The 15,363-nt window shown below is 43.4% G+C and carries 9 protein-coding genes; 3 read left to right on the top strand and 6 right to left on the bottom strand.

Translation table 11 applies throughout. The features are described 5' to 3' along the window. The first annotated feature begins 192 nt into the window (after positions 1–192). Together cysC and IM462_RS07355 are read left to right on the top strand one after the other, a co-directional pair. Positions 193–738 (top strand): adenylyl-sulfate kinase, encoded by a 546-nt coding sequence (gene cysC, locus IM462_RS07360; RefSeq protein ID WP_287701462.1) that lies wholly within the window; start codon positions 193–195, stop codon positions 736–738. A gap of 330 nt (positions 739–1,068) precedes the next feature. Continuing rightward, positions 1,069–2,796 (top strand): ABC transporter ATP-binding protein, encoded by a 1,728-nt coding sequence (locus IM462_RS07355; RefSeq protein ID WP_287701460.1) that lies wholly within the window; start codon positions 1,069–1,071, stop codon positions 2,794–2,796. A gap of 442 nt (positions 2,797–3,238) precedes the next feature. On the opposite strand, the gene IM462_RS07350 is transcribed toward IM462_RS07355, so the two are convergent. From IM462_RS07350 to IM462_RS07330, 5 genes are all read right to left on the bottom strand, one after another. Then, positions 3,239–4,186, bottom strand: a complete 948-nt coding sequence (locus IM462_RS07350) for an NAD-dependent epimerase/dehydratase family protein (RefSeq protein ID WP_287701458.1) — start codon at positions 4,184–4,186, stop codon at positions 3,239–3,241. Positions 4,187–4,605: 419 nt separating this feature from the next. Further along, the gene (hemE, locus tag IM462_RS07345; RefSeq protein ID WP_149973305.1) at positions 4,606–5,670 is read right to left on the bottom strand and encodes a uroporphyrinogen decarboxylase; all 1,065 of its coding nucleotides are present in this window, start codon (positions 5,668–5,670) and stop codon (positions 4,606–4,608) included. Between the two features lie 90 nt (positions 5,671–5,760). Next, on the bottom strand, positions 5,761–7,980 hold the full coding sequence (locus IM462_RS07340) for a heavy metal translocating P-type ATPase (RefSeq protein WP_287701456.1): 2,220 nt from the start codon (positions 7,978–7,980) through the stop codon (positions 5,761–5,763). Positions 7,981–8,390: 410 nt separating this feature from the next. After that, entirely contained in the window at positions 8,391–9,593 is a 1,203-nt protein-coding gene (locus IM462_RS07335) for an S-layer homology domain-containing protein (protein ID WP_287701454.1), read from the bottom strand. A gap of 30 nt (positions 9,594–9,623) precedes the next feature. Further along, the gene (locus IM462_RS07330) at positions 9,624–10,847 is read right to left on the bottom strand and encodes an NAD(P)/FAD-dependent oxidoreductase (protein WP_287701452.1); all 1,224 of its coding nucleotides are present in this window, start codon (positions 10,845–10,847) and stop codon (positions 9,624–9,626) included. A 151-nt stretch (positions 10,848–10,998) separates the two neighbouring features. Here IM462_RS07330 and IM462_RS07325 point away from each other — a divergent pair, with 151 nt between their 5' ends. Beyond that, the gene (locus IM462_RS07325) at positions 10,999–12,186 is read left to right on the top strand and encodes a glycosyltransferase (protein ID WP_287701450.1); all 1,188 of its coding nucleotides are present in this window, start codon (positions 10,999–11,001) and stop codon (positions 12,184–12,186) included. 162 nt (positions 12,187–12,348) lie between these two features. Here the strand turns inward: IM462_RS07325 and IM462_RS07320 are convergent, their stop codons facing one another. Continuing rightward, entirely contained in the window at positions 12,349–15,030 is a 2,682-nt protein-coding gene (locus tag IM462_RS07320) for a CHAT domain-containing protein (RefSeq protein ID WP_287715018.1), read from the bottom strand. Positions 15,031–15,363 lie beyond the last annotated feature (333 nt).

Genomic DNA, 15,363 nt, shown 5'->3' with positions numbered 1-15,363 from the left:
AACTCAACATACATTATCAGTGATCGTGGTGACAGGTTGTTTGTTTCAATCAGGTTGGGGGGTTGTTCAGTTATCAGTAAGCAGTAATCAGTAATCAGTGAACTGAAAACTCCCATCTGATAACTGGTAACTGATCACTGATCCCTGAGATATGGTACGCTAAACAGGATTTAAGTATTATTAATGATTACTATGAAACAGCGCGGCGTGACGGTTTGGTTAACAGGATTGAGCGGTGCGGGGAAAAGCACGATTACCGAGGCATTACAGGCAAAATTAATCGCTGAAGGTTATTCCATTGAAGTTCTCGATGGCGATGTAGTACGGACGAACCTCACCAAAGGTTTAGGATTTAGTAAAGAGGATCGCGATGAAAATATCCGTCGCATTGGTTTTGTGTCTAATTTGCTCACCCGTCACGGTGTGATTGTCCTAGTTTCGGCTATTTCTCCCTATCGTGAGATTCGCGACGAAGTACGGGGGAAAATCGGCAGTTTTGTCGAAGTTTTCGTGAATGCGCCCTTAAGCGTCTGTGAGGATCGCGATGTGAAAGGATTATATAAAAGAGCGCGTGCTGGCGAAATCAAGTCTTTTACGGGAATTGATGATCCCTATGAACCACCTTTTAACCCGGAAGTGGAATGCCGCACCGATTTAGAGACTTTAGAGGAAAGTGTCGCCAAAGTCTGGAACAAATTGACGGAATTAGGCTACATTCATCAAGCGGTGGCGGTTTAATCCCAGAATAACTTTGTATTATTGGAAAACATCGTAGGGACGTGGACTACAAACGTCTCTACCCCCCGATTAACCCCTTAAGCAAATTTGTTAGTTAATCTCCTTTTCTTCAGTACCTAAGCCAAGTTAATTATACCTCTCCCTAACCAAACAGTAATCAGTGATCAGTAAACAGTAAACAGTAAACAGTGAAAAGACAGTAGGAAACTTCTATTTAATACTGCTCACTTAAAACTAAAATCTGATAACTGATAACTGATAGCTGTCTCCTATCTCAACTAGCAAATTAATTTTGCAGGAATACTTAATATTTAAAGGTGCTAAATTATTTTGAAATCTCGCTCTAGTTATTGGAACCTCATTCCCTATCTCCGTCCCCAAACCCAAACAATTATTTTGGCGTTTATCTGTACGATCGGATTTACGGTATTTTGGCCGATTTTAGCTTGGTTAGCTGGACAAATGGCCAGATATATCGGTGAGGGAAATGTGCAAGCATTGGCGACACTTTCGGGGGTGGGGGCAGTGGTTTTTTTACTGCGGGGAATGTCTCAGTATGGACAAGATTCCCTGATGGCAAAAGCTTCTTTAAAAATTGCCCTGGAATTAAGAAAAAAAGTTTATGCACACCTGCAAACCCTCGGTTTAAATTACTTTGAAACAGCAAAAACCGGTGATTTATCCTATCGTTTAACGGAAGATATCGATCGCATTGGGGAAGTAATTAACAAATTTTTCCATGATTTTATTCCCTCAGCCTTACAGTTAATTGTCGTCTTTGCCTATATGTTTATTGTTAACTGGCAATTGACGATCGCTGTGATTATTATCGCTCCTTTGTTGGGAGTTTTGGTGGGATTTTTTGGTGAAAAATTATTACAATATGCTCGTCGCGCCCAAGCGAAAATATCTAATCTTTCTTCGTTATTAACCGAAGTTTTTGGCGGTATTCGTGTGGTGCAAGCTTTCGCAGCTGAAGATTATCAAACCCAGCTTTTTGCCCAAGAAGCGGAGGAAAATCGCCGCGCTCAATACCTATCAGAATCCACCAAAGCTTTACAATACGTCGTGGTGGGATTCTTACAAGCTCTCGGTGTCATCTTTTTATTCTTTCTCGCTGGTTGGCAAATTTCCCAAAAGAATTTAACTGGAATTGACTTTGTTAGTTATGTGGCAGCGGTGGCAATGTTAATCGATCCCATCGCCCATATTACCAGTAATTATAATCAATTTAAACAGGGGCAAGCCTCCATGGATCGGATTTTTGAATTGTTAGCTATTCTGCCAACAATTACCGAAAAACCGAATGCGATCAATCTGCAACCCCATAGCAAAGAAGTTGAATATTGTCAAGTAAATTTTTATTACAACCAGGACAGACAGGTTTTAAAAAATATTAATTTTACTGCGCACGCTGGCGAAATGATTGCTTTAGTGGGAGCATCGGGAGCGGGAAAAACCACTTTAGTTAATCTTTTATTGCGTTTTTATGACCCCACTTCTGGCAAGATTTTAATCGATGGGGTGGATATTCGTGATGTGACTTTAAAAAGTCTCCGGCGACAAATTGGCGTAGTTTTGCAGGAGAATATTCTCTTTTCTGGCACTATAGCCCAAAATATCGCTTTTGGCCAGGTAGATTTTAATCTACAAGAGGTGGAAAAAGCGGCAAAAATTGCCAACGCTCATCAATTTATCGGTGAACTTTCCCAGGGTTACTATACCTATGTGGGAGAAAGGGGTGTTAATTTATCGGGTGGACAAAGACAAAGAATCGCCATCGCGCGAGCGGTTTTATCTAATCCGAGAATTTTAATTTTAGATGAAGCGACTTCAGCGCTCGATTCGGAATCGGAAGCTTTAGTGCAGGAAGCTTTAGAAAGAATTATGACGGAGCGCACAGTATTTGTTATTGCTCACCGATTAGCAACTGTCAGAAAAGCTAACCGTATTTTAGTTTTAGAAAAGGGTGAAATTATCGAGGTGGGTAATCACGAGGAGTTATTAAATCTTAATGGTCGTTACGCTCAATTTCATGCTAGACAATTTCAAGATTAGTCTATTTGGCGTTAAGAGTTGGGCATTATTTCTGATTTTATCATTCAAGCCAAGTTTTTGGGGGGTAGAATCCCCCAAACCCCGGAGCGCATTAGTTTTTCGGTGAGATGCTTACACGCAGTTGTTCATATATTTGTACTAATTTAAGAGTCACCGATATAGCAGTTATCTTAATAGTGAGGTAGGAAGTTTTCGTTTTGGGGAGTCAGTCGCGGAATTAGGTGGCTCTCTTATCTTTGTGTGATAACTTATATAGTAGTGATCGATCTTTGTGTCCTTTGTGTCTCTGTGGTTCGTTCCACTCACTCGCCGGCAACACTGTATCTTAGAATACATTTTACCCACCAAACCTAAGAGAGACATTAGGTTAGACTTCATCTTTAGGGAAACGCTGTAAGTATCCAGACAGAATTAATTACACATATTTTTCCGTCCCCTCTACTTAGGGTTTTTTTCGGGGAATTCCTCGCAGGGTTAAAACATCATCGAGGGTGGAACAATAGTTTTTTAAACCAAAATCAGCAGGAGTATAGGTTTTAATGTGGGTGAAGTGGCGATAATTCATGGCAAAGCGGTCCCATGCTTCCATCTGCAAGTTAAAAACTTTGATAAAAAAGTTAGCAATGGTTAAAGATAAAGGAATCCGAAAATAGATTTTTTTGTTTAAATAAGTACAGATTTCCTCCACTGCTTGGTTAGCTGTTGTGCGTTGATTGCCTAGGACAATTTTGCTTTCTGGTGCGGGATTTTCGATTAAATAATTCACCACTTGAGCTATATCTTTGGCATGGATAAAATGAAAACTGCCATCAGCTTGAAACCAACGCACTAAACCGATATATTTCAACACATCTGGTAAACCACCATAGATATGAGAATAGGGTTTATTTTCGTCACCACCTAAGACAAAAGTGGGGTATAAAGTGATAATTTTATCGGCAATTTCTAGGTCAGTAAATTTACTATAACAAATATATTTAGTGCGGATGTAATTAGTTCCTATCTCCCCAGCTTCCGGTAAAGGTTGATTATTTTGATTGAGAATGCTTGCAGTAGAAAAGTAGAGGACTTTCTCGCAGATTTGAGCATCTAAATAACTAATTAATTCTAGGGTTTTTACCACATTAATCTGATAACTTTCCTCCTCTCCTCCCCAACTGGTAGCAATTAAAACCGCTATATTCATTGTTTTTAAAAGCTCCGCATATACCCCAATATTTTCCATATCGCCTAAAAGTATATGAACATTTGATCGCCCTTGGTAAGCAAATTTTAACTTCTCTGGATTACGCAATAAAAAATATAATTCATAGTCGGGATTTTCCAGTAAAATTTCGGCGATATAATGCCCAATACAGCCACTCACACCCGTTAGAAATATTTTTTTCATTATTTTAATTGATCCAGCAGAATTTAGGGGACAGTGTGAAAATAAAAAGTGAGTCACGGGTTCGGATTTTGGAGAGCTGCATCTAAACTTTGCAGAAATATCAAAAATGAGTAATGGTCAGTGACTCTTAAATTATTACAAATATATCAGCAGCTGCGTGTAAGCATCCCACAAAAAAACTAATGCGCGGGGGGTTCGGGGGAGGTGCTTCGTCCCCCGACGGGGGGTTTGGGGGGTAGAACCCCCCAAGAGTCTGGATTGGAAACAAACAACCTAGAAAGCACAGTTTTTTAACAGAAGTTATCAGAGAATCCCAACTTAGTAGATTTTAAATTATGGGATGCACTCTTAGGTGTTGGGTGTTACAGACGATTTCCTTACCTCCTAACCCCTATTCCCTAAACCTTGATCACGACATCCTAGGCGTGAACTGCTAATAATTGATCCGCTTGTTTAGCGGTTTCAAAGAAGAAACGCACGTTATCTTCAGGAGTTCCCACCAAAACACCATGACCTAAATTGAGAATATGACCTTGATTACCCGCTTTACGAATAGTATCAAGAATCCGCTCGCGAATAAAGGACTGGGAACCGAATAAAACCCCCGGATCGATATTACCTTGAACCATCATCGATTTACCTAAACGCTGTCTCGCTTCCGCCATATCGACGGTCCAATCGACGCTAATAATATCAACCCCCGATTTACCCATTCTTTCCAAAACGCCGGCGCTGCCACTAATGTAGAGAATTAACGGTGTATCGGGATGGGTTTCTTTCACCAAACGAACTACTTTTTGTTGATAGGGTAAGGCAAAAACATCGTAATCTTGGGGAGTTAATTGACCCGCCCAAGAGTCGAACATTTGTACCACTTGCGCCCCACAATCGATTTGATAACGGACATAGGTGGCGATCATATCCGCTAATTTATCTAAAAATTGGTGCAGTACCGAAGGTTCCGAAAAAGCCATCCCTTTAATCACAGAATAACTTTTAGAACCTTTCCCTTCCACTGCGTATGCTGCTAAAGTCCAAGGCGCTCCGACAAAACCGAGGACAGTGGATTTATTTCCCACCTCTTGACGCAGGGTTTTTAAAATCGTTTTGATAAAAGGTAAAGACTGATCGGGATCGAGGGGATTAAGTTGGTCCACCTGCGCTTGAGTACGAATGGGAGAATCGATAATCGGCCCCTTACTTTCGATAATATCAAAGGGAATACCGATTCCCGCTAGGGGAGTGAGGATATCGGAGAACATGATCACCCCATCCGGTTGAAAAGCACGCCAAGGTTGCAGGGAGATTTCGATCGCTAAATCGGCATTTTCCGATCTTTCCCGAAAACTGGGGTATTTATCCCGCAATTCTCGATAAATCTGCATATAACGTCCTGCTTGTCTCATCATCCACACGGGAGGACGGGGTAAGATTTCTCCTTTGGCAGCGCGTAATAAATAAGGTATTTCAGGGGAGTCAGTCATATCAGGATGATTATTCTATTGCCTTTTCTACGGTATCATCCCCCGTACAGCTAATTTTTCTGGTTTTTCCTTAAGAATTGTTAACGAAAATTATCCCTCCACCCTGGGGTGAATTCGACGCAATCGCAAGGCATTCGTCACCACGGAAAGGGAACTTAAAGCCATGGCAGCGCCGGCAATAATCGGATTGAGCAGAAAAGGATAGAGGACTCCGGCAGCGATGGGAATGGCAATCAGGTTATAAATAAAAGCAAAAAAGAGATTTTCTTTGATATTTCGCATTGTTGCCCGACTTAACTCAATAGCGGTCACAATTCCCTGTAAATCTCCCGAAATTAAGGTTATATCGCTGGCGGCGATCGCTACATCGGTCCCTGTGCCAATGGCAATACCTAAGTCCGCTTGCGCCAATGCGATCGCATCATTGATGCCATCTCCAACCATGGCGACTATTTTCCCTTTTTTCTGCAAATATTCGATTTTTTCGGCTTTTTGTTGGGGACGGAGTGCGGCAAAAAAACGCCGGATACCCAACTCGCTGGCGATCGCTTCTGCGGTTTCGAGGTTGTCCCCCGTCATCATCATCACCTCTAAGCCCATTTTTTTGAGCTTGGCGACCACTGAAGAAGAAAAAGGTTTTAAAACGTCGGAAATGGCGATAACCCCCTCTAAACCACCGTTAACCGCTATCCAAGCCACGGTTTTTTTCTGCCATTCCCAATCGTGGGCGACTTTTTTAAGAACTTTTGTTTCGATCCCTTGACTTTCTAACCATTGTTGTGTACCAATTTGCACGAAATCTGACCCGACTTTTCCCTGCAATCCTGACCCGGTTATTGAGTCAAATTCGCTTACTTCTAGGGTTTTAATGGCGTTTAACCGCCCATATTTAACTATTGCTTCTCCTAACGGGTGTTCAGAATGATTCTCCACCGATACGACTAACTGCAGCAGCGATAATTCCCGTCCATCCCCCACCCCTTCGCGAGTCAAGAAGTCCGTCACCGTTGGTTTACCCTGGGTGAGAGTTCCGGTTTTATCTAGAACAATAGTAGTAATGCCCTGGGCTAATTCTAAACTTTCGGCATTTTTAATTAAAATTCCCTGTTTTGCTCCCTGTCCTGTTCCCACCATAATCGAGGTGGGGGTAGCTAATCCTAGCGCACAGGGACAAGCGATAATTAAGACTTCCACCATTGTAATCAAAGCGAGGGTGAGATTACCCGTGCGGAGAATCCAAAACAAGAAAGTTATTACCGCAATAATCATCACCACTGGCACAAAATAAGCGGTCACTCGATCGACTAATCTTTGTATAGGTGCTTTTGATGCTTGTGCGGTTTGCACTAATCGGACAATCTGAGCTAAAACCGTATCTTTTCCCACTCGTAACGCTTGCATTTGTAGGCTACCGGTTTTATTAATTGTCGCCCCGATTACCTGTTGATTGACGGTTTTTCGCACGGGTAAACTTTCCCCTGTCACCATCGATTCATCAATGCTAGAACTGCCTTGGATAATTATGCCATCGACGGGAATTTTTTCTCCCGGACGCACTAAAATTATATCTCCTACTTTTACCTCTTCGATCGGTAGATCTAGCGTCTGTTCTTCCCTAATCACCCTAGCAGTTTTTGCCTGTAATCTCATTAATTGTTTAATAGCGGCGGCCGTTTCTTTTCTGGCACGTTTTTCGAGGAAACGACCGAGTAAAATCAGAGTAATGACGATAGCTGATGCTTCGTAATAGACATGGGAATTAAACCCCTGTTTTTCGATAAAATCGCTCCCGAAGGTTAAAAACAGGGAATAAAAATAGGCGGCACTGGTTCCCAAAACTACTAAAGTGTCCATGGTGGCAGTGCGGTTTTTAAAGGCTTTCCAAGCATTTTTATAAAAACTTTGACCACACCAAAATTGGACGGGAGTAGCGAGAATTAATTGGAATAAGGGAGCGTGTAACCAGTGGGGAATAAAAGATAGAGATAAACCCGTCATCATCGGCAAAGAACCGATAAAAAGTATAATGCTAATAACAATAGCGATCGATAGTTTAGTGAGAAGTTCTTTTTCTGGCCTGGATTCGAGATTAATTTCCGTTATCGGTGTAGCCCGGAAACCGGCATCCCTAACTTTTGCTTGAATAGTGTTAAGATCGGTACGCTTGGGATCATAGTCCACATCCACCTGTTCCATGCCAAAATTAACTTGACATTGAATCACTCCGGGGATAGATTTAATTATCCGTTCGATCGAATCAGCACAACCAGCGCAACTCATCCCAGCGAGTTTGAGAGTTTGATGGGTCATAATTTTAATAGCAGCGGAAGTCAGCAAGAAAATCCCCCGCAGCAGAGTTATATCTTTAGCATAAAATATTCCCCTAGCTGCCGGGTCAAGAATCCTTTGTTAATTTTTCTGAATAGATATGAAGAAATGTCAAAAAGAGTGCTTGTATTTTCCTAACACACCCTTAATTTTTATGGACAAATTTCAATTAGGGCTTGCTGAATAAATCTAAAAACCTTGTTGGGTAAGACTTTTAGACTTTTTGTCAATCAAAAAGTACCGGATATGCGAGTGATCGGGGGGAAAATTCCTGGACTTTTTCCCTGAAAATTAGGTAATTGACCCCCTCAAAATCGGTAAAACCCTACACCCCACACCCCACACCCCACACCCCACACCCTGCCCCCAGGAAAAACTTTTTGCCGCAAACCCTAATTAACCCCACTCTGTTGCGTATCTTGACCCTGCAAAGCATCGGCAGCAGAAACACCATCACCCTGAAAACCAAAATACCATAAAGTAGCGGCAGCTTCAGCGCGATTTACCGGTCTTTTTGGCTGAAATAGGGTAGTAAAACCAAAAACTCGCCGAATATTGGCTTGTTCGGCATTTTGAAAATCGGCATAAAGAGCGCGCACCAGCTGCGGGTTAATTTTATTAGTATCCTGAAAACCCCAAGTATTTTTAATCGTATCAAGATTGGCACTCGGTAAAGCTTTTCTAATATCTAATGGCACTTTCCACGCGATTAAATCTTCCCGGGTTAAAGGAGCATTGGGACGGAATAAAAGGGCGCTACTATCTCCCGTTAAAGGAGAGGGAATTAACCCTGCTTCCGCTAATCCTTGAATATAAATATAATCGGGATCGTTATTTTTAACATCACTAAAAGCTGGGGAACTATTGGGAGTAGCTAAACGGATTTGTTTACCCGCTACATTGGCATAAATGGCATTATTAGCCTGTAACAACCAGCGAGCAAATTCTCGGCGCGTTATTGTATCATTAGGGTTAAACTGATTGTTATTACCTGTTAATACTCCTAATCTAGCTAAGTCTTGAATGTGGCTTTTTAAGGGATTAGGTAAGGATTCGAGATCGTTAAAACTGGTGGGATTAAGATTGGGTAAGGGGGAAGAAGTAGGGGAGGGACTAGGGGAAGCAATCGGGGTTCCCGTTGGACGATAATCGAGGCTATATTCCGTATTGGGAGAAGTGGCAGTTATGGTGATAGTTAATTCTAAATTATCTCGACGGGCCGTTAGGGTACTATTGACTCCTTCCCCAGAAAAGGGAGTGATAATTTCCCAATTATTATTAACTAATTCCTGTTGATAAAAAGCCTCAATCGCATTGCTGGGATCGTTGGATTGCCAACGGGTTTGTCCACCAGTATTATCAGGATTTGTCTGCACGGATAATAATTCTGATTGACTATATCGAGGAATTTCTGCGGGAAAATTTGCGGGTAATTGCTGGTTATTAGGAGAGTTTTCTGGTATGGGATTTGTTTGTAGATTAGGATCGGCAGCCAGACGATTTTCTAGGGCAGGATTGCCACTACAGGCTGCTAAAATACCCAGCAGGGTGATCATTGTACTGTAGCGAATAAACTTACTCACGGTCTTTACCAATATTGTTTCCTTAGCTTTATCCTAGCCTATTTATCCGGGGTTTTGACTAGGGAAAATTCGGTGCCACCATTGACGTAATTTCCCCAGCAGAAATCCTCCTAACCCTTTTGTGTATTTTTCAAATTTGTAATAAAATAAAATGTCGATTATATCCTGAGTGGAAAGATACTTGAGATAGGATACTCCTTGATCTATACGCACATCACTATATTCTAAATAAACTTTGCGACTGAGGCGATCGGATAAATTCCATTTTGGTTGAAAATATTCTTGCATCCTCTGTTGATAAGGGGCAAAACTACTCGATTTTCCCTGTAAATATTCTTCCATGTATTGACAAGCAATTTCGGCTCCTTTCATAGCATAGCGAATACCTTCCCCTCCTAAAAAGTTAACCGTAGAAACAGCATCACCAATCGCTATAATATTCGGTTCTTGATAATAAATATCTTGCAGATTGAGCGAATATTCTAAAATAGACCCATGAATGTCGATTATATCATATTTAGAGAGATTTATGTAGGTTTGAATAATTTGTGTAATATAACTTTTTAAAGGCTTAACTTCATCAATATAAGGATGTTCTCCCTCTAACCAAGCCGCTCCTATTTTTAATTGCTGGTTATCCATAGGAAAAATCCAGCCATAACCTTTAGGACTCCATTTATGACCTAGAAAAAACACTAAATTATCTTGATATTTTTGATAATATACTTCTGGCACAGTAATTAAATATTCAATGCCCACTGCTTTTAAAAAATCAGGTTTTTCTCGTTTATGTTTATACATAACTGCTCTAGCGTATCCCGTGGCATCAACCAATAAACGAGTAGTAACTGTCTCGATTTCCTCGCCTTTTGATTTCAAGAAAACAGTTAGCTTATCCTCCATCTGTTGATATTTCAGATAACGACAACCTAAACGAACTTCTCCCCCCAAACGCAGCACTTCTGCGGCTAAAAACTCTCGCAATTTGGCAAAATCAAAAACTACCCCTAAAGGTTGCGGTGATGACCAAAAATGATGTATGCTGGTGGAGATGATTTCGATATTTTTCCAAAACCTAGCCACCACGGTTTCGGGGAGATTGAATTGTTCTAAAATTTCTAGAGGAGAAGCGGCACTAGAAAAATTATTATCTTGCCAACTAGAATGTTGTTCCACCAAAAGAACACGATAACCTTTTTCACTTAATAATCTACCACAGTGACCTCCCGCCGGTCCACCCCCAATAATTACGACATCATAATCCATGATTTACGCCCTCGCCTAATCTTGCTAACTTGCTTCTATTTTACCCTAAATGCCCTCTGTTAAACCCCAAACTGGTTAAGCTGTTGTGCATCTAAATTTGATACTCTTTTTAAACTGTTCCCCATTCTCTCATCAAAAGGCGGACTAGCTTATGACATTTTTCTTATTATTAGTTACTTCCCTATCGCTGATAATTTGGTTATATTTAATCTTAGCCAGGGGACAATTTTGGCTATCTAACCAAAAAATTAATTCTGTCACTTCTCCCTTAACAAATTATCCAAAAGTCTCGGCAATTATCCCCGCACGAAACGAAGCCGACGTTTTACCTATCAGTTTAACCTCCCTCTTTAAACAAGATTATCAAGGCGAATTTTCCATTATTTTAATTGACGATCAAAGCAGTGATGGTACGGGAAAAGTTGCCCAAGAAATTGCCCAGCAATCTCATAAATCTGGACAAATAACTATTATTTATGGACAACCTTTAGAGATAGGATGGACGGGTAAATTATGGGCAATGAAACAGGGAATAAAAGAGGCTACCGAGAAATTCGCTCCCGATTATTTTCTCTTCACCGATGCCGATATTGCCCACGCAGCAGATAATTTAACCCAATTAGTCACTAAAGCAGTACAGGAAAAACAAGCTTTAGTTTCCCTGATGGTGTTGCTACGCTGTGACAGTTTTTGGGAAAAATTTCTTATTCCTGCCTTTGTTTTTTTCTTCGAGAAACTCTATCCTTTTCCCCTAGTTAATAATCCTAATTCCCCGATAGCAGCCGCCGCCGGGGGTTGCATTTTAATTCGCCGAGATATCCTAGAAAAAATTGGCGGTATTGAGATTCTTAAACAAGCTTTAATTGATGATTGTTCTTTGGCGATTGCAGTTAAAAAATATCTGCAAAATCACCCAGAAAATAACGAGAGTTCCATCTGGTTAGGATTAACAGAAAGCACCTATAGTCTCCGTCCCTATCCAGATTTAGCCAGCATTTGGAATATGGTAGCCCGCACCGCATTTACGCAACTAAATTACTCAACACTTTGGTTAATTGGCACAATTTTCGGGATGTTTTTAACCTATTTAGCCGCCCCCTTGGGCTTAATCTGGGGATTGGTCTTAAAAGAAACATCAATTATCATAATTAGCGCCGTCACCTTATTACTAATCGCCCTCTCCTATAGCCCGACTTTAAGACTATATAAATTATCCCCCCTGCGGGCTTTAACTTTACCCCTAATTGCCCTCTTTTATAGTTTAATGACCGTTGATTCTGCCCTGCGTTATTGGCGCGGTCAAGGGGGAGGTTGGAAAGGGCGAGTTTATCCTAATTAGGGTCTGCTGAATAATGGTAAAACCCTTTTAAAATAGGGCTATAGATAAGAACTCTTGCAAATTAATTATACCGCACAGAAAACGGGTTTCTCCGAGAAACCCGTTTTCTGCTCATGCAATAGGTGTGGTGCGTTACTTGCAACAAGGAAATAATTCCTAATTTTAAGGAAGTCCCAGACAATAGAACGCCCCCCAGTAACGATAATCCTGAAAAGGCACTGCATCGGAAGCAAATTCGTCAAGCCACTTGATCAATTCGCCGATTTTCTGATAATTGGCTTGAGCAGTATTGACGTTCGGGTCCTTGGTTTGGCGCATTTGTTGCCAAGTCTGGAAAGCCTGCTGATAATCGGCTGTCAAACGGTCCCGCCAGTCTTTTTGGCAAGTCTCCCGCATCGCTTGACGAGCCTGATGTAGAGCCGTTAAGCGTTCCTCTCCGGCCCGCCGTGCGCGATGGTACTCCCGGGAAAACAGCGCCGTCGCTAGATCAGTCACCGCCCAATGACTACTAATCACAGCACGAGCGCCCCCCAGCAGAAAGCCTGTACCTAAGCTGAGGGGTTCGTCCAGTAATTCCCGTCGCAGGTTTCCCTCTTGATCTCGGGAAGTGGCAAAACTGAGACCGGTTTCACAACAGGAGAGAAACACTTCCAACAATTCGGGAAAACGCCACAGGGGACTAAGTAAATCCCGGAGGGTGACTTTTTGCTCTTCGGCTAGGACGAGGTGGGAGTTGAGGGGATCATCGGCGCGGCTGGTGGCGTGGTGGCTGGAGAGCAACGCCTGCACTTGTTTGAGCAATTGCAGATAAGAGTCGGGGGTGACTGTGCGCCCCTGTAGCCGCCGTTGGCGAGGCACGTTCCAGGTTTGGGCGACCCACTCACACTCTAGGGGAGTATAGGGCAAATCCTCTGTGGTGTTTTCCACAATCCCCAGGGTGTCGGGAGTCGGTTGCGATCGCTCTTGGCACAGTCCGAGAATTTTCGTACTAGGGACAAACTGAAGGCGAAAGCGATCGCCCAGTAGTTGACCTTGGGCGGTGGGTAGAAGGTCGAAGGGAATTTGGTGCAGGAACAGGTGGGGAATCAGAATTAACTCAGTGATGCCCTGGAGGTGCTGTTGGATGAGGGTGTCGAATTGCAGGCGGGTTGCCAGTTCTTGCAGACGAGTGGCCATTGCTTGGTGCCACTCATGCCGACGCTGCTGGCGGGATTGGGCGGTCTCTGCTTGATTAATCTCAATGTAGGGGATAACCCAGTTGTCGATCAGCCAGTTTTGCAGGTCGTTGGCGGACTCCGGGGGATTGGGAATAGTGTGGCAGTTGACCCCTTCCCCGCCATCCCGGGAGGGGCGACGCAGGACAAAGATGTGGGTATGGGTGGCGGTGGTGTAGAAGCTGAGGAGGGCAGTCTGGGGGGATGGAAGCAGCGCCGTTAGTTCATCGAGTCGGGGTTGGGGTTGGGGTTGCTGAAGTTGGGCGGTGATGGCATCAAAGCGGTAGAGAGCGTCCCAGGCTTGATGTTCAGCGGCTTCGGCGGCCTGGAGTTGTTCCGTGGCAAAGCTGGCGCGGGTGTTACCGATGGGGTAGAGTTGGGGTTTCTGGGTGAATCCGGGCTGGTCGAGGGGTTTTTGACGGAGTTGGGATTGGATCTGACGGCTATCCTTAACCTGCTGGTACCAGGCTTGGATCTCTGGGGGAACGCGCCCATCGGCGTAGAGGTCGCCCACAGCGATCAGGTCGGCGAGGCGTTTGGAGCGGGAACGTTCGACGGTTCGCAGCGCCAGGGAGAGGTCGCCTTGGTTAACGGCGGCTTGGATTAGGTTTTCATAAACACCGATGGACTCGCGGACAATCTCTTGGCGAAGGACTTCACTCGTTGCCCAGGCCCGGCTTTGTTCAACGGCTTCCACGGCGGCGGTGTAGCCTTCGATGGCAATGTTCCACCAACCCTGCTGGAAACCGATATCGCCTAAGTTGCGCCCAGTTCTCAGGGTGTCAGCAGGTAAGAGAGCGGGGTTGAGAAAGGAAAGTGCTTCTCGATAATTGGCGATCGCCCGTTCTAGGTTGGCTACCGGCTCTTTCCCTAGTTCGGCCTGGGTGCGGTAGGCTATGCCCAGATTATTGAGGGTTTGGGCTAAATCCCTTTCTAATCCGGGTTGGCGGCGGATGGTGGTGGCTTCGGTATAGGCGGCGATCGCCCGTTCTAGGTTGGCTACCGGCTCTTTCCCTAGTTGGGCTTGGGTGAGGTAGGCATTGCCCAGATTATTGAGGGTAGAGGCTAAATTCCTTTCTAATCCCCGTTGGCGTTCAGTTGCAGCACAAAACTCGTATCCATAGACGGCAATGGCTAGGTTAATGAGTGGATTACCTTTAGGAAATTCATAAATGGCATCAGCAAGACGATAGAGGAGTACCCCTATTTGGTAAGTTTCCTCTGGACTGGCTTGTTCCTTGGTATCATTTCCCCAAGCACGGAGGAGGTTAACTAAGTTTTCATCTAAGAGATGGAGGTTATTGTCGAGCAGGGGATAAATTGCTTGGGGGTTTCCGCGACTTTCTGCGATAGTTTGCAGTAGGGTTTGTAAAAAACTGATGTAGAGGTCTTGGTTGTCTCTTGGTGGGTCTAAAATTTGCTCTAACTGTTGCGCCATATTCAGCAACCATCTCCCGTTATTGCTTTGTCCTTGCTGTTCTAAGAAGCCTGCATACTGCTTCATCACAGCGACTAAGCCTGCATCAACTAATTCCGCGTTAGCCTCTAATAGCGCTGGTTCCTGACCATTTTCGCACTGGAGGAGCGCTTGGATTAGGGCTAAGTAAGCTTCTATTCTTGCTTCGTTCATGATTGGTTTTAGTAGTAGTGGTTCTAATTAAATTGAAGATAGATTTTGGGTTCGATCCCCCCTTAGTCCCCCCTTGATAAGGGGGGTGTTGATCCCCCCTTAGTCCCCCCTTGATAAGGGGGGCATCTGATAATTTTTAACGCCTACCTAATCAGATAAGAACTCTTGACAATTAATTATATGTTATGACGAAGTTAAATTAATGATAGATGTGGTGCGTTACGACGGATTGTTAGATGATTGAGTAGGGGCGAAGCATTCGGACAATAACCTATTACTGAAACCCTAGATTTCCTATCCGAATGCTTCGCCCGTACCCCGAATTTTTCTCTA

Source organism: Microcystis sp. M144S2 (genome assembly GCF_020246065.1).
GTDB lineage: Bacteria > Cyanobacteriota > Cyanobacteriia > Cyanobacteriales > Microcystaceae > Microcystis > Microcystis ichthyoblabe_A.
This window is presented reverse-complemented; position numbering and strand designations above follow the sequence as displayed.